Here is a 21,866-nt window from a genome sequence, read left to right as displayed (position 1 = left end):
ATTTTTAATTTAAATATTTTGGAACAGGATTAAAAGAACGTCGATGAATAGGAGTTGCTCCCATTTTTTCTAAGCCGGCTAAATGTTCTCTGGTCCCATAACCCATATTTTGTGCAAAACCATACCCTGGATAAACATAGTCATAGTCTCGCATTAAGTGATCTCGGTATTCTTTCGCGACAATGCTAGCCGCAGCAACACTAATACTCTTTTGATCCCCTTTAATTAAGGTTGTCTGAGGAATATCAATTGCTAACGGAACAGCATCAACGATCAGATGGTCTGGCCGATGGTGAAGGCGGTTAACTGCTTGAATCATTGCATTCTGGGTAGCAGCATAAATATTCATTTGATCAATCACTGGCGCATCATTCACCGCGATGCTGACTTCAACTGCCTCATCAACAATCCGTAAATACAAATTTTCCCGTTCATGCCTAGTTAATTGTTTGGAATCTGTTACCCCTATCAGGTCAAAATCTGCATTTAAAATTACTGCACAAGTAACCACCGGTCCAGCCAACGGTCCTCTCCCTACTTCATCCATTCCTGCAACATACTGGCATCCATTTTCCCAGTAGTAATTTTCATATTTGAACCGCTTTTTGAACGCCTCTTTAGCTTCCTTTTGCCGAGCAATTCGGCGCTCAAATTGCTGAATTGCCGTTTGAACACCCTTTCGCGAATCATCACGAATAGTCTGCAAGTAAGGATCAGTTGTATCTGTAATAGTTTGTAAACGGGTCTTAATTTGACTAATGGTTTCCTTATTCATTTAGTCCATCCTCGTTTAGATCAACTGGTACTTCCAAAGTAATTGGTCCTAATTTCCCTTTTCGCAAGTCAAAAATCAACCGTTCACTAGCTCGATCATAATCATCACGAAAACCCATTTTAGCAGTAATCGTTAATAGTAAATCTGGATTGGCAACCGATTCATCTAGCTCGGCATCAGTTAAGTGGTAACGTTGTTTTAATAATTCTGGCTGGTGTTGCCGCAAATAATCGAGGGCAAACAATGCTACATCGTCCTTTGCGTATAAGCTATCTTTAATTGCGCCTGTTAAAGCCAACATTAACCCTTGTTTAGGAGTAGCAAATTTATGCCAAAGGACACCAGGAGTATCGAGTAATTCCAATTCTGCTGATGACCGTAACCATTGTTGCCCAGTAGTAACTCCTGGACGATTTCCAGTAGCCGCAACGTTCTTTTTTACTAAGTGATTTAAAAGAGTGGATTTCCCCACATTAGGAACACCAACACACATTGCCCGAATTGGCCTCTTTTTCATCCCCTTAGCTCTTTCTTCTGCTAATTTATCTTTTAATATTTCTTTACTTTTAGCCGTTACAACTTTTGCCACATTATTTTGTCGTGAATCGAGGGCAAGAACTGGTTGATTATGTTGCTCAAAGTATTTAGTCCATTCATTTAATCGTTTCTGGTCTGCCAGGTCTGTCTTTGTCATAATCAAAAGTTTTGGCTTTTCTCCTGCAGCTAGTGCCACTTCTGGATTTTGCGACGAATAAGGGACACGAGCATCAACTAGCTCAAATAAAATATCAACTAATGACATTTGCTCACGAATTTGTCGTAATGCTTTTGCCATGTGTCCTGGAAACCATTGAATTGTTGCCATTTAACTTTCTCCCTTTCTCTTTTAATTCATTGCATCAATATACCGTTGCCATGCTTCATCAAAAATTGTCATCGATGGCAAATAGTCGGCATTCTCTTCTAGATAGTGCGAAACTTCATCAAAATCCTCTGAATGCTTAGGGAAAGTAGTATCTAAAAAAGCATTGTTTGCAAACTGTTGAACTTCATCTGCGCTATTCGGATTTCGTTGAGTCATTAAAAACTGATAAAAACTCATTCTCATTTTAATTTCCTCCAATATTTATTCATTGCTTGTTGGGACTGTGATTAAAAACTTAAACCGTCCTTCTTGCATGTTAATTTCCTGAGCTGAGTACTTAAGAGAACGATGCTTGCTATAACGGTTAAGATCTAATAAAACTGTCTTCTTTTGTGGATTAATTGTTACCCATTTAGGAATATTATAATTCTTTGCAATGTAACCCATCACAAATTTGATCGGGATATTTAACCGTCCAACTGAAAGTCCCTTAGCGCGCAACAAGACATTTCCATTATTTAACCGTTCGGGAATAAAGTTAATGGCAAATCGTACCTTAGCTCCTAGAAACTTAGTATTCCCTGTCAGGGTAGCATACTGATCGCCAACAATAAAATCATAACGGATCTTTTGCCCTTTTAAAAACTGATTCAAATAATTAGCAGCTAAAGCATTCACCTGTTTTTTATTTAATTCAACTGTCACCGAGGAATCACTCGGTTTTACCGCTTTGCTCATCGTTGTTGCTGGCATAGGAGCAGTCGCTTTATTTAATACAACCCCGCAACTAATTACAATCAGCGCAACTAAACAAAAAAAGGCCCACTTCCACCAATTAATCTTTTTTCCTTCAGAATTTTTCATTTTTACCTCCGTGTAAATTCCCAGCTATCATGTTTTTGCATTACCTTAAATAATTGGTCAGCAATTTTAACGTATCCCGTATGATTAGGGTGAAAATTATCTTCTGTTGAAATATATTTATTAAGGTTCTTATCCTTATGATTCATAATTTCAATGACTCGTTTTTGACTGACTTGCCCTTGGTTAGCCTTTTCTTCTTCCTTAACCAGCTGTTGTTGCTGACTTTTCGTCTGATATTGGCCGTATGACATCAACTTATTAATGTTCACAAAATACATTGATTTATAATTATTCATTGTATCTTGCGTAGTTTGGTTCCATTGATTGATGGACTGATTGATAATTGTTACATCTGGGAAATAGGTATAGAAGGGATTATAAATACTCATTACAAAAATAGGGGCCTTGGGATTTTCCTTTCGAACTGCATCAAATAGCTTACTCAATTTTTGTTGATAAGTTTTTTCACCGCTTTCCACACTACTAGTGACTTGTCGTTCAGAACCCATTACGTTTTTTTCTAGGATCTGCATCAAGTCGTTTCCACCAACAGTCATTGTAATTACATCCGCGCTCCGTAAATCACTGCGCAACTGAGATTGCTGATTTACCCGGTCAAGAATCTGGTCAGACCGATCCCCTGTTACCCCGTAATTGACTGTTGTAACCTTAGTTTGGTGATAACGATGTTCAATTTTTTTCTTAATTACTCCAACGTATCCACCATTATTAGTCTCATCCCCTTGACCATGAGTAAGGGAATCGCCGAGCGCAACCAGCTTTACATTTTTCTTTTCAACATACTTTGATTTGACAACTTTTGAACTATTACTAGTTAAACTTGTAAAGTAGTTAACAGTAAACCATCCTCCACCAATAATCACAATAGCCAAAAGTGATAATAATAGCCATTTAGTCCACTTTTTCATCTATCTATAGTCCTTTATTTTAAAATTTTAAGAAGATAGAGGCTGGGAAAAATTTCCATTTTTCTCAGCCTCCACTTATTTTTATCAAAGATTATTCTGTATAGTATAGCAAACAACAAGCACCCATTCCAGTGTGAGTTGCAATAATTGGTACTGTCTCACGAACAGTAACATCGATTTCTGGATAAAGTTCTTTTAGTTTTGCTAATAAGCGTTCTACTTCTTTGCCAGCATCGACATGAGAAATCCCAATTCGCTTAACTTTAGGTCCTCGTGCCATTTCATCTAAAATCTTATCCCATTCTTTACGTATTGATTTAATGCCGCGACCTTTGGACTCAATATGAATCTGACCATCATACACATGGAGCATAACCTTAATGTTTAATAGATTAGAAATAGCACCCGCAAATCTACTAATCCGGCCACCAGCAACTAAATTATCAAGGTTATCAATTGCCAAATAAAGTTCAGATTTACTAAGTACTTCTTTCATCTTAGCAATTGCATCTTCAACGCTCCCACCAGCTTCAATCACTTGGGCGGCTTCAATTATTTCAAAGCCCATTACTTGATCTGTTGACTGGGAATCGTAGACTGTAACTTTTGTCTTTGTCATTCCAGCTGCTTGTTCAGCCGCATGGGCGGTCCCACTAATTGATTCCATCATTGTAACGCATAATACTTCGCTGCCATCTTCGCCTAGTTTATCAAAGGCATCTACAAACTTCCCAATTGGTGGCTGGGAAGTCTTTGGTAGTGACTTAGCATTCTTCATCATTTCAGGGAACTGTTCGTTTGTAATTGTTTCACGCTCAACGTATACCGTCCCATCAATCATTACACTTAATGGTATAATTGTAATGTCATATTTTTTAATTTCTTCATCAGTTAATCCTGCTGATGAGTCACAAACAATTTTTATCTTTGCCATGAAACTTACCACTCTTCCTGAACAATTTGTGCTATAATTATCTAGTATTGAGAACTAGATAATTAATTTCAAGTACTATTATACTCAATTTTATCTAATTTTGTAGGATCAATTACTATTTATTTAGTATAACAAAAATATTTTAAAAATTCATTGGTCTTTGGAAAGGGGTTTTTTGATGGATACACAAAAAGAAACAAGAGATCGGCGTACTTTGTTGACAGAAATAGGTAATGCGGTTACTCATGGAATTGGAGCAGGACTATCGATTGCTGGCTTGATCTTGTTAATTATCAGAGCTGTTCATACTGGTAGTCCTATGCGAATTGTTACCTTTACTATTTACGGAAGTGCTTTAATTCTTTTTTACCTTTCGTCAACCTTATTTCATGCATTGATCTTTACACGAGCCAAACGAGTTTTTCAAATTCTCGACCATTCAATGATCTTTGTGCTTATTGCTGCCACATATACCCCCTATTGTTTAGTTAGTATCCGTGGCTGGTTAGGCTGGACAATTTTCGGAGTGATTTGGGGACTATCTATCATTGGAATCGTGTATAAATGTATTTGGTTAAAACATAGAAGTAAATATTCAACCATTATTTACATTCTTATGGGCTGGCTATGTCTAGTTGCCTTCATGCCTCTCTGGCGTGCTCTTGGTCCAGTTGGCTTCGGATTGCTTTTACTAGGAGGACTCTCCTTTACACTTGGCGCCCTCTTCTATAGTCGACCAACTGCATATACCCATTTGATTTGGCATATTTTTGTCCTCATCGGAACGATATTAATGTATTTCTCAATTCTCTTATACGTTTAGTTCCCATTCTTCAAAACGACAAACTAGCTGAGCATCTTTTTCATAATTATTGTGATTTACTAAGTGCCAACGGTCATAATCGATCGTTGGCATTTTTGTATCTCCAACAATTTGCTTATTTATCACCGTTCGTGTTAGCTTTGTCGCCATTGGGAGTAATTGCTGATAGATGGTTGCCCCGCCGATTACAAAATATTCGTTTGGATTTGCTCTAAGATATTCTTTAAGGGCAGCCAAAGTATGAACGACCTTCACTCCTTCAGCATCTATGTTCTGACTGGTAAGCACAATATTTTCCCGCTTAGGCAACGGTTTATTACCAAGCGAGGCAAAAGTTCTTCGTCCCATTATAATTGGGTGCCCAGTAGTCTTTGTCTTAAAATGCTTCATATCGGCAGAAACATGCCATGGAATTGTATTGTCTTTGCCAATCCAGCCATTTAAATCTTCCGCCCAGATTAAATTCAGCTCACTCATTTTGAACCACTCCTTTTAAACTGCTACAGGAGCCTTGATTGCCGGCTCATGAGTATAGCCTTCTAACTTAATATCAGTCATTTCATATTGATCGATTGGTTTTGGTTCGGCAGGTAAAATCAATTTGGGAGCTTCATGAGGTGTTCTTGTCAACTGTTCTTTAACTTGATCAAGATGGTTTAGATAAATGTGAGCATCCCCTAATGTATGAACAAACTCGCCAGGTTCTAGACCGCATTGATGAGCAATCATATGCGTCAATAAGGCATAACTAGCGATATTGAATGGAACACCTAAAAAGATGTCGGCGCTTCGCTGATAGAGCTGACAACTAAGCTTTCCATCATTAACATAAAATTGGAACATTGTGTGACAAGGAGGAAGAGCCATGGAAGGAACATCTTCTGGATTCCAAGCCGAAACAATCATCCGCCGTGAATCCGGAGTAGTTTTAATCTGCTGGATAACATTAGCAATTTGATCAATTGTGTCTCCTTGACTTGTCTTCCACTTTCGCCACTGACTTCCATAAACAAGCCCTAAATCGCCGTACTTTTGGGCAAATACATCATCGTCAAGAATTCGCTGACAGAAAGCCTTCTTTTCTTGGAGATAGACCTTCTTAAACTCTGGATCTTTAAGCCAGCGGTGACCAAAGTCCGTCATATCTGGGCCTTGATATTCATCACTTTCCACCCACTTCTTAAATGCCCATTCATCCCAAATATGATTCTTGTGTTGAAGTAAAAAGCGAATGTTGGTGTCACCTCGTAAAAACCATAGTAATTCACTCTTAATCAAGCCAAATGGGACCTTCTTAGTAGTTAAAATAGGAAAACCTTTACTTAGGTCAAATCGCATCTGATATCCGAAAACAGATTTAGTACCTGTTCCTGTCCGATCGCCTTTTTGATGTCCATTCGTCAAAACATAACGAATTAAGTCTAAGTATTGCTCTTCATTTACATTTGTTGCCATCCTTATTTGTCCCTTCCTTTACTCATCAACGTATGTGCTTAAATACTCCCAACGAGCTGTCTTTTCATCAATTTTTTCTTGTATTTCATTTAGTTGCTTCTGTAACTTAGCAATTTTCGTATAATCACTTGCCGCTTCAGCCATTTCATTTTCTAATTGTTGATGCTGTTGATCAAGGTCATCTAATTCTTCATCAATACGATCCCACTCGAGCTGCTCAGCATAAGTAAGTTTTGTTTTTTCTTTTTTGGCTGGTTCTTGCTTATTTATCTGTTTTTTAGCAAGGTTTTTTTGATTATTTTTATACTCTTTGTCTTTATCTGCTTCTTCCTTTTTAGCAGTCAAATAATCAGTAAACCGTCCCGTATAACGCTCAATATCTCCATTTCCATTGAAGATTAGCAAATTGTCTGCCACTTTATCTAAGAAATAACGATCATGAGAAACCGTAATTACAGTTCCCGCAAAATTATCTAGGTAATCTTCAAGAACTGTTAATGTTCCAATATCAAGATCATTAGTTGGCTCATCGAGTAGTAAGACATTGGGCTGCTGCATTAAGATCTTTAAGAGGTATAACCGTCGCTTTTCACCCCCAGAAAGCTTTCTGATCAAAGTACCGTGCATAAAACGCGGGAATAAGAAACGTTCCAATAACTGAGTAACGCTGAGCTTATTGCCATCCTTGTCAGTAACATTATCTGCAATTTCAGACAAGAAACTAATCATCCGTTTATCATTGTCAATTCCTTCTGTTTGCTGGGTATAATACCCTAACTTAACGGTTTCCCCAATCTTAAGGACACCACTATCTAGGGGGACACGTTGGGCAATCACGTTTAATAAACTCGTCTTACCCGCCCCGTTTTCACCAGTAATTCCAATTCGATCACCTGCTTGAACAAGCCAATTGAAGTCATGAAGAATTTGGTGATTATCAAATTTTAAGTTGGCGTCCTTAAATTGAATGACATCTTTTCCTAAACGTTGTGATCCAAGATTGATAGCAATATCTTCATCCGTTTTAAGATTACCGATTTTTCCTTCTAATTCGTGGAACCGATTGATCCGTCCCTTTTGTTTTGTAGAACGGGCTTTTGCACCTGTTCGCATCCAGGCTAATTCTTTTTTATATAGCTGTTGATTCTTTTTCTCAGTATCTTTAGCTAACGCTACTCGTTCTGCCTTTTTCGCTACAAAGTCCTGATAATTTCCTTCGTAGTGATAAAGTTTACCAAAAGATAGTTCCCAGATATGATTTGTAATTTGATCCAAGAAGTAGCGATCGTGAGTAACAACGAGGACGGCACCCTTATAACTGCGAAGAAAATCTTGGAGCCAAACTACTGAATCAAGGTCTAAGTGGTTAGTCGGTTCATCAAGTAATAAAAGGTCTGGCTGTTGAATTAAGACTTGCGCTAACCCAACTCGCTTCTTTTGTCCTCCAGAAAGTTGAACAATCTTTTGACTTACATCTTTTATCTTTAACTGGGTCAGAATCGTCTTTACCCGACTATCTGCTTCCCATGCATCTTCTTGGTCCATCCGCGCCTGCATTTTTGTGTAACGGTCGATTGCTTGTGGATCTTCTGGGTGCTTTGTAAAGCGTTCAAGAGCCAGCTCATATTGACGAATTGTTTCAAAGACTGGCTGTTTACCTTCAAAAACAGCTTCCATGATTGTTTTGTTTTCATCAAGCTCAGGCTGCTGCTTTAAATAACCGATCGTATAATCATTAGGTTTAGTGATCTGACCGCCACCTTCTGGGTTTACTTCCCCACTAATTACGTTAAGAAGACTTGTTTTTCCACTTCCATTAACGCCAATCAGTCCAATTCGATCATTTTCATTGATAATAAATGAAATATCATCAAATAAGGTCTTTTCACCGTATGTACTAGTTAGACCCTCTGCATGCATAGTTTGCATATTATCCCTCTTTCGTTATCTCTTCTACTTTTTCTAACAAGTTTGTTGCATCGTTAGCTATCTCACCATTTACCACTGCAAACGTTAATTGCTGAAGAATTTTGCCCATCAATGGTCCTGGTTTTACCCCCGCTTTAGTAATTAAGACTCGACCATCAACTGCTAATTCTTTAGCGTTTTTAATTGGTAATTTTTGATAAGCTTTTTGCAATTCTTCATCATTAATTGCCCATCCATATAACTTAGCTACTTGGTTAGCATCATGAAGGGCTGCTTTTCCGGTATTAAACATTAGTGTTGGTGTAAGCTCATGTTGGCGAATTGCTTGGACTGCTGGAACTACTTTTTTGACCTGCGCAATTAAATCATTTGCTGTCTTCCACTTCTTTAAGAATTTACCAATTTCTGTTTGATCAAGCTGGAGTTGTAAGCTTAAAACTGACCACAATTGAACCTCATTTTCCAAATACCATTGGTGAAGAATTAATAAAGCCGATAAAGCAGCTTGCGCATTTTCCAAACCTGGACAATATCGATACAATCCAGTCGCAATAAAATCTTTTAAGCCCGCTACTGGATTTTGGCCTAGCAATAGTTTTTCTAGCTCAACTCGGATTCGTTCAACGGCAATTTTTTCTAATAATGGTGCATTTTCTTTAATCCCTTTTAATGTTGCAGTATCAATGACAAAATCAAGCTTACTTGCAAAACGCACAGCCCGCATCATCCGTAAAGCATCTTCATGAAAACGTTCATTAGGGTTGCCAACCGCTTTAATAAGATGTTTTTGCAAGTCTTCTAGTCCGTCAAACAGATCAATAACTTCCCCATCTTCACGTAAGGCGAGGGCGTTAATTGTGAAGTCCCGACGCTGGAGATCTTCACTTAATGAACGAACAAAAGTCACTTTATCAGGACGGCGGTAGTCTTGGTAACCTGACTCGGTTCTAAAAGTAGTTGTTTCATATCCCGTTCCATGGTCGAGAATCATAACTGTACCATGTTCAATTCCGGTATCAACAGTATGGTTAAAAATCGCCTTTATTTCACTAGGGTAAGCACTCGTTGCTATATCTATATCATGAATCTCATCATGCAAGATAGTGTCACGGACACAACCGCCAACAAAATATGCTTCGTAGCCAGCCTCCTCTATTTTTTGTAAGACAGGGCGTGCTGGTTCAAATATAGCTGGTAATTGTTTTATTTTCATTTAATCATGTCCTCATTTTGATAATCAAAGTTGATTATAACAAATTAAGTTACTACTAAAAAGAGACAGGAAGCGTAAAGAACGGCTAAAATCGTTAACGTTTCCTGTCTCATTTAAATTAAAAATTATTTGTAATCTTCATATTGGTCATAGAGATCCTGCATTTCAGTATCCGTTGGAACTAACCGGAGATAGTGTTCCAATTCATCTATTAACTTATCAGTTTCACCAGTTTCGCGGTAGTAATTAATTAATTCTTTTAAGAATGTTGGATTTTCACTGTATGCTGGCAAAGCAGCTTCATAATATTTTCCGGCTAATTCAAGCTGATCAGTTCGTTGATATGACCGCGCAAGATTCCAATATAATTGTGGATCAGTTTCATCTTCTTTTACCAATGGACTCAAAAGCTTAATATTTGCCTCATCATCGTGTTGGTGAAGTAAGAAATTACTATATTGCAAGGTGATCGTCATATTCTCTGGAGCAAGTTCATGCGCTTTTACCAAGTATTTCTTCATTAACTTTTGATCGCCAAGGTGACTGGTAATTTCAGCCGCCAGTGAATAAAGGTATTCATTGTATTGATCAACACTGAGCCCTTCTTGAACAACTCGTAATGCTTGCTGATACTTATTTTCCTTTTCATACGCCTTTGCTAGTTCAGGATAAGCAGATGCATATTGGTTATCATCGTTAATAAGATCCTCTAAAGTTTTTATTGCCTTTTCAGTATCTCCTAATTGAAGTTGGGTCAATCCCTTTTGGAAACGAATATCACTAGTCTGGTATTCCGGCTTAACCTGATTGAAGTAGCCTAAAGCCTTCTTAAACTGACCACTCTGAGCGTAACAAATGCCTAGGCGTCCAGCAATATCAACTTTCGCAAAGTCAGTATATCCATTTTTAATTAATTGGAAGTAATATTGGATTGCTTCAGAATATTGGCCAACCATAAAGTAAAATTCACCGAGCGCAAATTCAACAGCTGGTTCATCGGGAGCTAATGCGTAAGCTTCTTTTAACTTGTCCTCCGTCACTTCAAATTCTTCTTCAGTTTGATATAAGTCCGCTGCAACCAGTAATGATTGAACATAAGCTGGTGAGTTCGGCTTAATCTGGGCTAAGTATGATAAAGCTTCGTCATTATGTCCCTCATCAATTGCAATCGTCGCTAAATTAGTCTTTAATTCATCTTCATCGGGATAACGATCTAATAATTTTAAGTAAATCGTTCGTGCCTGTTGAAGAAAGCCCAATGCATATAATTCCTCTGCAAGGCTAAATAACATATCATCATCATCATTAATTAGTGCGAGTTTAAATGATTTTTGGGCTTCTTTTAATTTTCCTGCTTCTAATTGGTCAAGCATTTGTTCTGAGTAGGTCATATTATGCCCTCCTTTTACTATCACTTTTAAATATATCACAATCAATGATTTTAAGCATTGTACACGCCTTTAAAAAGAAAAGAGACTGGGAAGAGCACATGCTTTCCTAGTCTCTTTTTAACATTTAACTGTTAATTACTTAACAGCATCCTTTAAAGCTTTACCAGGCTTGAATGCTGGTACCTTACTTGCAGGAATGTTAATTTCTTCTCCAGTTTGTGGGTTGCGGCCCTTACGTGCAGCACGTTGACGTACTTCGAAGTTACCGAAGCCGATCAATTGAACCTTTTCACCCTTAGCTAAAGATGCTTGGATTGAACTGAAAACAGCATCTACAGCTGCAGTAGCATCCTTCTTGGTTAAGCCAGTTGCAGTAGCAACATTGCTTACTAATTCTGCTTTGTTTGCCATGTTGTTTCACCTCCCACAAATAACGAAAGTATTAAACTTACGTCTGTGAATGTTAATTTTGAGTGGTCCAAAATTAACGAAATAACTACGAGAAGTTCGTATCATTTCATTGTTAAGATTAGCATAGTGAAAGCCTGCTGACAAGCGGTTTTCTCAACTTCTATCCGCATTTTTAATGTTTTTTCATTTTACAATGGATTCTTTAACTTTTACTGCCGTTGACGCTTGATTAAATGGATTGGTGTACCAGAAAAGTCAAAAGCTTTCCGAATTTGATTTTCCAAATAACGCTCATAGGAGAAATGCATTAACTCTGGATCATTAACAAAGATAACAAATGTTGGTGGTTCGGTTGCAACCTGTGTCCCGTAGTATACTCGCAAACGCCGACCATTTTGTGTTGGAGTCGGATTGGCAGCAATTGCATCCATTAAAACATCATTTAAGACTGCCGATTGGATCCGTTGACGGTGATGTTGATATACTTCTTCGATCAATCCCGGTAATTGATTTAAGCGTTGCTTTGTCTTCGCCGAAACGAAAATAATTGGTGCATAACTGAGGTACTGGAATTCTTGCCGAATCAGATTAGTAAAATCTGTCATTGTTCGGTGATCTTTTTCTTTTAATGTATCCCACTTATTAACGACGATAATAACCCCACATCCTGCTTCGTGGGCATATCCAGCAATATGCTTATCTAATTCGCGAATACCTTCTTCTGCATTTAAGACAACAAGTACAACATCACTATCATCAATCGCCCGCATGGAACGCATTAATGAATAACGCTCAGTATTCTCATATATTTTTCCTTTTTTGCGGATTCCAGCAGTATCAACCATCGTGAATTTTTGTCCATCGACTGTTTCAAATTGAGTATTAATGGCATCACGTGTAGTTCCGGCAACGTTAGAAACAATTACCCGGTTTTCACCTAAAATTGCATTAACTAGTGATGATTTCCCCACATTAGGACGACCGATAAAGCTAAAGTGAATGGAATCATCTTCATCATTAGCGGCGTTATCAGGAAACTCTTTAATAACGGCATCCAAAAGATCACCCATTCCAATACCGTGAACACTTGAAACTGCATACGGCTCCCCTAGACCAAGGGAATAGTAATCATAAATATCACTACGCCGTTCTGGGTTATCGACTTTATTAACAGCTAAGACCACTGGTTTATTGGAGCGATATAAAATTCGTGCTACTTGCTCATCAGCATCAGTCACTCCGTTCTCTACATCGGCAACGAAGATTATTACATCTGCTTCATCAATAGCAACTTCTGCTTGTTGACGAATCTGTGTCAATAATGGTTGATCTGATATTTCAATCCCACCAGTATCAATCATGCTAAAATGTTTTCCTAACCATTCAGCATGAGCATAAATACGGTCTCGAGTAACTCCAGGAGTATCTTCAACAATTGAAATCCGTTCTCCTGCAATACGATTGAATAATGTTGATTTTCCAACGTTTGGACGACCAACAACTGCTACGATTGGATTTGCCAATCTTTCCACCTTCTTTCATTTTATTTTAAATGATTAAAGAGGAAGTAACAATCATGTCACTTCCCCCTTAAAAGATAATTAATTTAAGAAACTAGTTCCGTAGGTCCTTAAGCTTGTCACCAATTAAGTCACCCATTGAGAAGCCACTTTCTTCTTCTGGAGCATTGTTCATAAAGCTCCGGTTGTTATTGTTACGACGTGAACGACGACGACCACGGTAGTTTTCGCCGTTGTTATTGTTGTTTTCGTCTTCCTTTGGACGTTCTTCAAGAGCCTTCATTGATAAGCCAAGACGTTGGTGTTCAGGATCAACATTGATTACCTTAACTTGTACTTCTTGACCTGGCTTAAGAACATCTGCAGGTGTAGCAATGTGCTTGTGTGAGATTTGTGAAATGTGAACTAAACCTTCAACACCAGGGAATACTTCAACGAAAGCACCAAAGCTAGTCAAACGCTTAACAGTACCAGTTAATACGCTGTCAACTGGAGCCTTTTCTTCAATATCATCCCATGGTCCTGGTAAAGTTTGCTTAATGGATAATGAAATCCGTTCACGTTCAGGGTCAACGCTTAATACCTTAACCTTAACATCTTGACCAGCAGTCAATACATCAGAAGGTTTGTCAACATGATCGTATGAAATTTCAGAAACGTGAACCAATCCATCAACGCCGCCAAGGTCAATAAATGCACCGAAGTTAGTCATCCGTGCAACTTTACCTTCAACAACATCACCTGGTTGTAATTCAGCAAATACCTTTTCAGCAGCCTTTTCGTGTTGAGCTTGAATAATTTCCTTGTGTGAAAGAATCAAACGGTTTTCGCTTGGTTCAATTTCAACAATCTTAAATTCAAGTTCTTGACCCTTAAATTGATTAAGGTCTTCAACATAGTGATCAGTAATCATTGAAGCAGGGACGAAGCCACGAACTCCAGCATCAACGACTAATCCACCCTTAACAGCTTGAGTGACTTTGGCGGTAATGTGTTCACCTTCATCAAATTTCTTTTGAATGTCATCCCATACCTTACGGGCTTCAAGACGACGGTGAGAAAGAAGGTAGCTACCATTTTCCTTATCGTTACCGATCTTAGAAATGACAACTAAGTCTAATTCGTCACCTACTTTTACAGCATCATTGATGTCTTCAACTGGCTTGGTTGATAATTCCTTAGCAGGGACGACACCTTCAACCCCTGCATCTTTAATACCAACGATAGCTTGACGATCGTCATCGATTGCCAAAACTTCACCCTTGACAACATCGCCCACCTTAACTTGTTCAATGCTATCAAGCGCTTCTAACATATCGTTTTTATTTTCGTTGTTTTCAGCCATTAAAAAAAATCCTCCTTGCAACAATCAACTCTAAAAGATATTTTACTAAAATTTGTTTCACATTTCCAGTATTTAGGCTAATTCATCTTGTGTTTTTTTAATTATTTTACTGATTTCACTCACAACTTCATCAATTGTCATATTTGTTGTATCCAATTTGATTGCATCGGGTGCTTGTGTAAGAGGCGAAACTTCTCGTGTTGAGTCTTTTTTATCCCTTAATTCAATTGCTTTTTGTAATTCTTCAAGCGACGTTGTATTAATCCCTTTTGCTTGGTTTTCAGCATATCGCCGGCGTGCCCGTTCATAGGCACTCGCTACCATGAATATCTTTACAGGTGCTTGTGGTAAAACAGTTGTACCAATATCCCGTCCATCCATTACAATTCCACCATTTTCAGCAATTTGTCGCTGTTGCTTAGTCATCTCTTCGCGAACAGCTGGAACTGCCGCTACAGCAGATACATTTGCTGCTACTTTAGGCAACCGGATATCACGAGTCACCTCTTTACCATCCAAGAAAACTCTTTGTTCGGTTTTACCAGGTTCGAAATCAATTTTTATTTGCCGAGCAATTTCAGCAACCTTTTTATCATCTTTGGGATCAATGCCCTGGTTTAATGCTGCTAATGTAACAGCTCGGTACATTGCGCCGGTATCACAATAGACATAATTAAACCTTTTTGCTACTAATTTGGCGACCGTACTCTTTCCTGCTGAGGCCGGACCATCAATTGCTACTTGCAATCTCTTACACATTATTAGCTATTCACTCCTCTATTTTCAATCCAATCCACTACTTTATCAGAAAATTGCTGCCAATACTCTATTGTTAACGATAACGGTTTGTATTTTCTGTATTATTATTGTAGCGATTATAGGTTTGGTTATTGTTATAACGCTGCTGATAACTACTGTAGCGATTAGGAGTAGTCCGGTTTTGATACCCATTACCGTAACGATAACTACTACTATATCGATAATAACTGCTACTGCTTTGCGGAGCACTATAACTTTGGCTGGTTTGCGGCGAACTCGATTCTTCAATACTTGAAGAAGAAGATTCACTACTGCTTACACTAGATTCCTTCTTTGAATGCTCACTAGAGGTATTCGAACTGTGAGATTCTTTTTTTTTACTATTTTCAGAACTAGTAGCTACTTGTTCAGTTCTCACCGGATGATTAAAGGACTGTTTATTATTAATCCAATAAATAAGTGGTGTAGCGGCGAGAACGATAATTAACACGATTAAGATCGTAGTAATCATTGAATTATGCGATCGTTGCTTACGGTGTTCTGTTCGGGATAAATGGCCATCACTATCAAGGTCTTCGTTATCGGTAAACTTTTTATCCCATAATTCATCATTAGCTCGTCGGCTCTCTTTCCGTTCCTCACTCAAAGTAATCATGCCTCCTTATTTTGAGAATTAACATTCTGATTGTATCGCAAACTTTTGATGATTGTCTAGCAACAACACTAAACTTTAATTTTCGGTAATATTTAATAAGTCCTTTAAACGATCTTCCCATCCTATTTTGTTGTTTTCAGAAACTGCCTGGCTGGCTGGCAAAATAAGTTTAGTGGACCAATCTGAAAGCTCATAATCACAACAGAACTCATTTGAACCATCAAATTGCTCACCAAAGTATGTTAAAAGGTATTCTCGTTTACAACCATCCTCTTTGATATAAGCCACCATTTCTTGCAATTCTTTTTTTGTTTGAATTTTGCGCCGCTCAAACATCGTAATTATTTGCTGAGGGGTAAAAGAATGTTCAAGATAAAACTCAAATAAAGACGCTTGCTCCCCTAAAACACTTGCTGATAACTTGCCATTCTGAATCTGCTCTAAGACTGTAACTGGTGGGATATCAACGCTTGTTAATTGTCGTTGAATCATTTCGTCGCCATTTGCATAGAGAAGAACTGCCAAACTCTGCTTGCCATCACGCCCAGCTCGACCAATTTCCTGCAAATAATTTTCTAAATTACTTGGCAAATGATAATGAATAACGTAACGAATATCATTTTTATCAATTCCCATCCCAAAGGCACTTGTTGCACAAATCACCTGTAATTCATTATTCATAAATTGATTTTGGATTCGAAATCGTTCAATCGGAGCAACACCAGCATGATAAGCTGCCACATTTAAATCAGTTTGGTTTTTAAGCCATTCTGCCATCTGAGAAGCCAGCTTGCGACTTGCAAAGTAAATAATCCCAGGACCTGTAAATTTTTGAACTAATTTCAGAAGTTCACCGTCTTTTTCCTTCTGAGTAGCTATGGGTTGAACAGCTAAAAAAATATTAGGACGGTCAACGGATTTAATTACCTGATAAGCAGTCGTCATCCCCATTTTTTTCAAAATGTCCTGTCGAATACGGGGAGTAGCAGTTGCCGTCAACAGTAATGTTGGCGGCGCTCCTAATTGTTGCCGCACTTCCTTTAGTAATAAATATTCAGGACGAAAATCAGGGCCCCACTGTGAGATACAGTGAGCCTCGTCAATAACCATTAACGCAATCTTATTTTTCTTAAGCGCTATCAAAACATTCTGATTATCGAGCATTTCTGGGGAAGTAAATATAAACTTAAATGATTTCAAATTGCGGAGAACACTTGCTCGCTCTTTTCCGACAAGCTGGCTGCTTAACATAATGACTCGTTTTTCTCCCTGACAATGAAGACGGTCAACTTGATCCTGCATTAATGAAATCAACGGTGAAACAATGAGGATCGTTCCTGGCAATAAATAAGCTGGTAATTGATATAAAAGGGATTTTCCGGCGCCAGTGGGAAGAATCGATAAAGTATCTTTTCCTTCCAGCAAGGCGTTAATTGTCTCTTCTTGGCCTGGGCGAAAATTATTAAAGCCAAAATGATTTTGTAAAACATCTAGAATTTCTTGCTTATTTTTCATTTGTTATTCCTTGAAATATTTGATATAGGCGATATTCATAAAAACTGGAAATTTGCTCAGCAAATTTCCATGTTGTTGGTTCTCCTTTATAAAATCGACTAAGTTCGTTACGCTTACTCTCTGGCAAAAGGATATCCCAATCTAGCTTGGCCGGAATAAGAATTGCTGCTTCTAAGAGATGCTCCCTAATTGTATTTTCTTTCAAGTGTCGTTCTTGAGCAATTAGTTCAATTGACTTCCCTTGGATATACAAGTCAAACGTTACTTGGGCACTCCGGTTTAGTGGACTCTCATTAATCAGTGGAAGAAGCAATTGTTGTAGAGGACCAGGAAAATTACGAGCGTAAGCGCTAACTGCCAACATCTCGTCATGACGTAAGTACTGGATATCATCGATTTTTATTTTTAATTCTTGAGCTGCTTGATTAATTGTCCATCCTGATCGCTGATAACCAATCAGGACATTAAAAAGGTCCGTTGTCATTCGTGGATCTTCACTTTCCAAAGCGCTGCCAAACCGATGAAGATCAGTATAGAGATTTTTAACCAGATTGTGATGATAATTTTGTCGAAACCACTGCTTCACAGCAATCATTTCACCATATGAAATTGCCAATGGGACATATTTTCTTTGATGATGTGAGAACTCTGATACGACTTGAATAGCCAAAAAAAGTCGTTGGATTATTCGTTGAGTATTAGATAACCAATACCAGTCGTAAAAAGATGGGATGTAGAAACCTTCTTCTTCGTTTTTTAAAACTTTCGCACCCTCTTCGGTAAGAATTGCTTGGGATTGATCATCAATCACTAATAATTTCTCAGCCACAAGTTGATTAATAAGCTGGTCATATTCTTGCCGATTCAGTGTTCGATCTGCTCCTAACCACTCTAAGATTCCATACTGTCGAGCCCAAAAGAGAGTTGCGACTGTTCGCCGACTTCGCAGAGTGTTTTCAATTACACGAATTCTCCGTGGCTGATGATAGCTAAAAAAACGCAATAATTTATTCATCTATCTCACCTCCCTATATATTTATATACGTAATTTATTTAAAAATTCTACCATAAAAATAAAAGGCCAAGAAAAATCTCAGCCTCTTAATTTATCTTTTTAAATCATTCTATGCTGGTCTAGCCATGGACGCAACCGACCGGCGATAATTACATATACAATTGTAACAAGCAAACCCTTAATAAGGTTAAAAGGCAACACACCAATCGCCACTAGCTGGGATACTGGTAATGTCGACTTCCAGTTCCAAACTGCCATATATAAAGGAGTAAGGATCCACAAATTCAATAAGGACATTAAGACAGTCAAAGTTACCGTTCCCAAAATAATTCCAGTAATCGCTTGTCTTTTCTTACTCCAGTTATGGTGATGCCATACCCAGCAAAATGGAAGCAGGAGAGCGAGGGATGAAATAAAGTCACTGGTAACCCCAATTAATTCGGCTGGCGAAAAGCCGTGAATCATTCCGTGAATTAAACATTTAATTGCTGCAATAATTATTCCCCCAACTGGTCCATAGATATATCCCCCTAGTAAAACAGGGACATCAGAAAAGTCGAGTTTAAGATATGGAGCCATCGGCAAAACAGGAAACTCGAAAAACATTAAAATAAATGCTAAGGCACCCAAACATGCCATGCCTACCAATCGTTGAATACGTTGATGCGTTACTGTCATTAATAACAACCTCCATTTGAGATTGCCTCCACTTGGCATCCTGTATTAAAAAAGCGTTGCTGACTTACTATTTGTTTGTCAGCAACGCAAATAAACTATTTAAAGATTATTTAATACAGAAATCTTCTTTATACCAGACTATACTGTCGGCTCTGGAATTACACCAGATCAACCATTAGCAATGGGTTGCGGGCTGTCACCGCCGGTCGGGAATTTCACCGCGCCTTGAAGACAAACGTTTTATAATTTTACAAGTCCTATTCTAATAGGCTTTTACTGTCATGTCAACGTTTATAGTCTGGCTCTTTTTCCATAAATTTCTGAGAAGTTCGTCCCATAGTTACTCCATGAGATTATTTTACTTTTTCAACAACTGTACTTCTTCAGGCTTTAATGCACGAAACTCACCCGGCTGAAGACCATACAAATTTAATGGTCCATATGTTTCACGATGAAGTTTAGTCACTGGATGCCCCACTGCTTTAAACATATTCTTAACTTGATGGTTTCGTCCTTCATGGATTGTTAATTGAACAAGACTTGTCTTCTTGGCACGGTCAACATTCAAGAGTTTTGATTTAGCCGGTTTTGTCTTTCGACCATCGATAACTACCCCTAAACGCAATTGTTTTAGTTCATCATTTTTGACGATTCCTTCAACCTTAGCAATATAGGTTTTTTCTACTTCATATTTAGGGTGCATCAGTTTATTTGCTAAAGCACCATCATTTGTTAGGAGAAGAATTCCGGTTGTGTCATAGTCTAAGCGGCCAACTGGATAAATACGTTCATCAATCTCAGCATCATGGATAATATCAACCACTGTTCGACGACCTTTATCATCATGAGCACTTGAGATAACTCCCCGCGGTTTATTTAGCAAGTAGTAAACGTGTTGTTCATGATGGATTGGAACCCCATTTACTACAATCTCATCGTGAACGCCAACTTTAGTCCCAAGTTCAGTCACAATCTTGCCATTAACTGCAACTTTCCCTTGAAGGATAAGTTTTTCTGATGCCCGACGAGAAGCCACTCCTGCTTCCGCCATTGCCTTTTGTAATCGTTCCATTAATTATCGTCCTTTCGTTCTTCTCGCGCTTGTAACGCTTCGAGGAAAATATCACCATTAATATTATTCATTTCTAATTCATCTTGATCAGGTAGCGGTGGAAGTTCATCCAAATCGCTTAACCCGAAATAGTTTAAGAAAGCCGGAGTTGTTGAATATAAAAATGGCCGGCCAGGTGCATCCAAGCGTCCATGAGTGTCAACTAAACCACGAACCATTAATTTTTGTAATGATCCTGAACTTTGCACTCCCCGAATATCGTCAATTTCTAGCCGCGTAATTGGTTGCCGATAAGCAACAATGGCCAATACTTCTAGTAATGCTTTAGTTAATGGCACCGTTAATGGAACTTCAAAGTAATGTTTAATGACCTCTGCTAATTGGGGCTTGGTTGCTAAACGATAGGTCTGATCACTTTCAAGCAAGATAAAAGCAGACGTGGGATCATCTTCATACTTCTTTTTTAGCTCTTGTAATATTGCTAGAACAGCCGGTTTCATAAAACCAGAAATTTTTGCTAAATCGCCTAGGGTAATCCCTTCATCCCCACTAATAAAAAGTAATCCCTCAATCTGCGCTTGGTTGGTTAGTTTGGTATTCGTCACTCTTAGGTCCCTCCGCTAAAATTATTGGTTCAAACAAGCCACCTTGGTTAATAATAATTGCTTGATGCTTTGCCAGTTCAAGAATTGCTAAAAAAGTTGTAACTAAGCCATCACGAGTATGTAAATCTTCAAACAAGTCCTCAAACCTAACCGGACCATCATGAATAATTTCAATCACGTGGTTCATTTGTTGACCAATGCTTACTTTTTCAGCTGCAACGGTTTCAACTAATGGAGTAGCTAATTGTTGACGGCGAAGAACTGCTGCAAAAGCTTGTTGCAAATCCGTTAACTTGATGCCCGGCTCCACATGAGATTTTACCATTTCACGAGGAACCTGCATTGCTGGCCGAGTATACTCCTGTTGACGCAGATTTTCTTTATCTTTTAACCGATCTGCCGCTTTTTTATAACGCTGATATTCCAAAAGCTGTTCCACTAATTCTTGGCGAGGATCAAGCTCCTCTACTTCTAGCTCATCATCCAATACTGGCGGCGAAGGTAACAGCATCTGACTTTTAATGTCCATCAGAGTTGCAGCCATTACAAAATATTCACCTGCAACTTCTAATTGGTGACTTTGCATCTGATGAAGGTAATCAAGATATTGACTTGTAATTTGTGAAATCTGAATATCATAAATATCCATTTCAGATTGTTTTATTAAATGAAGCAATAAATCTAGTGGTCCTTCAAAGTCATGAACCTTTATGACGGGTTGAAATGGATTTTGTGGTTGCACTTGCTTATTCATTATTTCTCTCCCACATGCTAATTATTGGTTGGGTTGCTAAGGTTCCCATGAGGCGTTTACGAGGATATTGATCGTGGACGCCGTCTAACAAAGAAAAAATATTATGCCCCGTTCGTTCGCTTGGCGTAAATGATAAGCGGCGAACCAGCACGTAACAATCCCCTATTTCTATAATCACAATTCCAATAAAGTGGCTATCATCCATATCTTTCCACAAAAAGATTGGCCAGTCATTAGCAAGCGCCCAGTTCATTTCCTCCATAAAGCGATTATCTTTTCGAAGATCTTTTACTAAAGACAATAAACCAAGGGCAATTTTTTGGTAATCTTTTCGATAACGAACTAACATCGTATTTTCC

The 21,866-nt window shown here is 38.3% G+C and carries 24 protein-coding genes and 1 riboswitch; of the genes, 1 reads left to right on the top strand and 23 read right to left on the bottom strand.

The genetic code is table 11. From position 1 onward, the window contains the following. Positions 1 to 4: 4 nt before the first annotated feature. From LMB57_RS00995 to LMB57_RS00970, 6 genes are all read right to left on the bottom strand, one after another. On the bottom strand, positions 5 to 775 hold the full coding sequence (locus tag LMB57_RS00995) for a ribonuclease HII (RefSeq protein WP_229272121.1): 771 nt from the start codon (positions 773 to 775) through the stop codon (positions 5 to 7). Next, a complete protein-coding gene (ylqF, locus tag LMB57_RS00990; protein ID WP_229272122.1) occupies positions 768 to 1,640 on the bottom strand; it encodes a ribosome biogenesis GTPase YlqF in 873 nt (290 codons plus the stop codon). Before ylqF ends, LMB57_RS00995 begins: the two co-directional genes overlap by 8 nt. Before the next feature lie 21 nt (positions 1,641 to 1,661). Beyond that, entirely contained in the window at positions 1,662 to 1,883 is a 222-nt protein-coding gene (locus tag LMB57_RS00985) for a YozE family protein (protein ID WP_094511282.1), read from the bottom strand. 18 nt (positions 1,884 to 1,901) lie between these two features. After that, positions 1,902 to 2,504, bottom strand: coding sequence for a YpmS family protein (locus tag LMB57_RS00980; protein ID WP_229272123.1), 603 nt, complete (start codon positions 2,502 to 2,504; stop codon positions 1,902 to 1,904). Positions 2,505 to 2,506: 2 nt separating this feature from the next. Further along, positions 2,507 to 3,433, bottom strand: a complete 927-nt coding sequence (locus LMB57_RS00975; RefSeq protein ID WP_229272124.1) for an SGNH/GDSL hydrolase family protein — start codon at positions 3,431 to 3,433, stop codon at positions 2,507 to 2,509. A gap of 91 nt (positions 3,434 to 3,524) precedes the next feature. Then, a complete protein-coding gene (locus LMB57_RS00970) occupies positions 3,525 to 4,367 on the bottom strand; it encodes a DegV family protein (protein WP_229272125.1) in 843 nt (280 codons plus the stop codon). 178 nt (positions 4,368 to 4,545) lie between these two features. Here LMB57_RS00970 and trhA point away from each other — a divergent pair, with 178 nt between their 5' ends. Next, positions 4,546 to 5,190 carry a PAQR family membrane homeostasis protein TrhA gene (trhA, locus tag LMB57_RS00965; protein WP_229272126.1) on the top strand — a complete coding sequence of 215 codons (645 nt, stop codon included), beginning with the start codon at positions 4,546 to 4,548 and terminating at the stop codon, positions 5,188 to 5,190. Here trhA and LMB57_RS00960 read toward each other — a convergent pair. The 17 genes from LMB57_RS00960 to LMB57_RS00880 all read right to left on the bottom strand — a co-directional run bounded on the left by LMB57_RS00960 (position 5,179) and on the right by LMB57_RS00880 (position 21,856). Continuing rightward, a complete protein-coding gene (locus tag LMB57_RS00960) occupies positions 5,179 to 5,667 on the bottom strand; it encodes a dihydrofolate reductase (RefSeq protein WP_229272127.1) in 489 nt (162 codons plus the stop codon). The two genes, trhA and LMB57_RS00960, sit on opposite strands and share 12 nt — an antisense overlap. Before the next feature lie 15 nt (positions 5,668 to 5,682). Next, positions 5,683 to 6,645 carry a thymidylate synthase gene (locus tag LMB57_RS00955; protein ID WP_229272128.1) on the bottom strand — a complete coding sequence of 321 codons (963 nt, stop codon included), beginning with the start codon at positions 6,643 to 6,645 and terminating at the stop codon, positions 5,683 to 5,685. An 18-nt stretch (positions 6,646 to 6,663) separates the two neighbouring features. Beyond that, complete coding sequence (locus LMB57_RS00950; RefSeq protein ID WP_229272129.1) at positions 6,664 to 8,574, bottom strand: ABC-F family ATP-binding cassette domain-containing protein; 1,911 nt, start codon at positions 8,572 to 8,574, stop codon at positions 6,664 to 6,666. Between the two features lies 1 nt (position 8,575). Further along, complete coding sequence (locus LMB57_RS00945) at positions 8,576 to 9,787, bottom strand: CCA tRNA nucleotidyltransferase (protein ID WP_229272130.1); 1,212 nt, start codon at positions 9,785 to 9,787, stop codon at positions 8,576 to 8,578. A 125-nt stretch (positions 9,788 to 9,912) separates the two neighbouring features. Further along, positions 9,913 to 11,178 carry a tetratricopeptide repeat protein gene (locus tag LMB57_RS00940; RefSeq protein ID WP_229272131.1) on the bottom strand — a complete coding sequence of 422 codons (1,266 nt, stop codon included), beginning with the start codon at positions 11,176 to 11,178 and terminating at the stop codon, positions 9,913 to 9,915. Positions 11,179 to 11,313: 135 nt separating this feature from the next. Further along, positions 11,314 to 11,589 carry an HU family DNA-binding protein gene (locus LMB57_RS00935; RefSeq protein ID WP_003666054.1) on the bottom strand — a complete coding sequence of 92 codons (276 nt, stop codon included), beginning with the start codon at positions 11,587 to 11,589 and terminating at the stop codon, positions 11,314 to 11,316. A gap of 209 nt (positions 11,590 to 11,798) precedes the next feature. Continuing rightward, the gene (gene der / locus LMB57_RS00930; protein WP_229272132.1) at positions 11,799 to 13,112 is read right to left on the bottom strand and encodes a ribosome biogenesis GTPase Der; all 1,314 of its coding nucleotides are present in this window, start codon (positions 13,110 to 13,112) and stop codon (positions 11,799 to 11,801) included. Positions 13,113 to 13,203: 91 nt separating this feature from the next. After that, a complete protein-coding gene (gene rpsA, locus LMB57_RS00925) occupies positions 13,204 to 14,454 on the bottom strand; it encodes a 30S ribosomal protein S1 (RefSeq protein WP_003666049.1) in 1,251 nt (416 codons plus the stop codon). Positions 14,455 to 14,526: 72 nt separating this feature from the next. After that, positions 14,527 to 15,213 (bottom strand): (d)CMP kinase, encoded by a 687-nt coding sequence (cmk, locus tag LMB57_RS00920; protein ID WP_229272133.1) that lies wholly within the window; start codon positions 15,211 to 15,213, stop codon positions 14,527 to 14,529. Between the two features lie 73 nt (positions 15,214 to 15,286). Further along, positions 15,287 to 15,859 (bottom strand): LysM domain-containing protein, encoded by a 573-nt coding sequence (locus LMB57_RS00915; protein ID WP_324255214.1) that lies wholly within the window; start codon positions 15,857 to 15,859, stop codon positions 15,287 to 15,289. An 84-nt stretch (positions 15,860 to 15,943) separates the two neighbouring features. Next, complete coding sequence (locus LMB57_RS00910; RefSeq protein ID WP_229272135.1) at positions 15,944 to 17,383, bottom strand: RecQ family ATP-dependent DNA helicase; 1,440 nt, start codon at positions 17,381 to 17,383, stop codon at positions 15,944 to 15,946. Beyond that, the gene (locus LMB57_RS00905) at positions 17,373 to 18,398 is read right to left on the bottom strand and encodes a helix-turn-helix domain-containing protein (protein ID WP_229272136.1); all 1,026 of its coding nucleotides are present in this window, start codon (positions 18,396 to 18,398) and stop codon (positions 17,373 to 17,375) included. The genes LMB57_RS00910 and LMB57_RS00905 overlap by 11 nt, the downstream gene beginning before the upstream one ends. A gap of 99 nt (positions 18,399 to 18,497) precedes the next feature. Then, positions 18,498 to 19,076: an ECF transporter S component gene (locus LMB57_RS00900; protein ID WP_229272137.1), complete on the bottom strand. Its 579-nt coding sequence runs from the start codon at positions 19,074 to 19,076 to the stop codon at positions 18,498 to 18,500. Between the two features lie 117 nt (positions 19,077 to 19,193). Further along, positions 19,194 to 19,313, bottom strand: a riboswitch (FMN riboswitch). 121 nt (positions 19,314 to 19,434) lie between these two features. Next, a complete protein-coding gene (locus LMB57_RS00895; protein WP_229272138.1) occupies positions 19,435 to 20,148 on the bottom strand; it encodes a pseudouridine synthase in 714 nt (237 codons plus the stop codon). Then, positions 20,148 to 20,753, bottom strand: coding sequence for an SMC-Scp complex subunit ScpB (scpB, locus tag LMB57_RS00890; protein ID WP_019253453.1), 606 nt, complete (start codon positions 20,751 to 20,753; stop codon positions 20,148 to 20,150). The genes LMB57_RS00895 and scpB overlap by 1 nt, the downstream gene beginning before the upstream one ends. Further along, positions 20,716 to 21,507 carry a segregation and condensation protein A gene (locus tag LMB57_RS00885; RefSeq protein WP_229272139.1) on the bottom strand — a complete coding sequence of 264 codons (792 nt, stop codon included), beginning with the start codon at positions 21,505 to 21,507 and terminating at the stop codon, positions 20,716 to 20,718. The genes scpB and LMB57_RS00885 overlap by 38 nt, the downstream gene beginning before the upstream one ends. Beyond that, positions 21,500 to 21,856 (bottom strand): reductase, encoded by a 357-nt coding sequence (locus tag LMB57_RS00880; RefSeq protein WP_229272140.1) that lies wholly within the window; start codon positions 21,854 to 21,856, stop codon positions 21,500 to 21,502. The genes LMB57_RS00885 and LMB57_RS00880 overlap by 8 nt, the downstream gene beginning before the upstream one ends. Between the last annotated feature and the right edge of the window lie 10 nt (positions 21,857 to 21,866).

It is taken from the genome of Limosilactobacillus secundus, assembly GCF_020784695.1.
Taxonomy (GTDB): Bacteria; Bacillota; Bacilli; order Lactobacillales; family Lactobacillaceae; genus Limosilactobacillus; species Limosilactobacillus reuteri_F.
The sequence above is the reverse complement of the archived record's forward strand: the minus strand, read 5'-3'. Positions and strand labels throughout refer to the sequence as shown.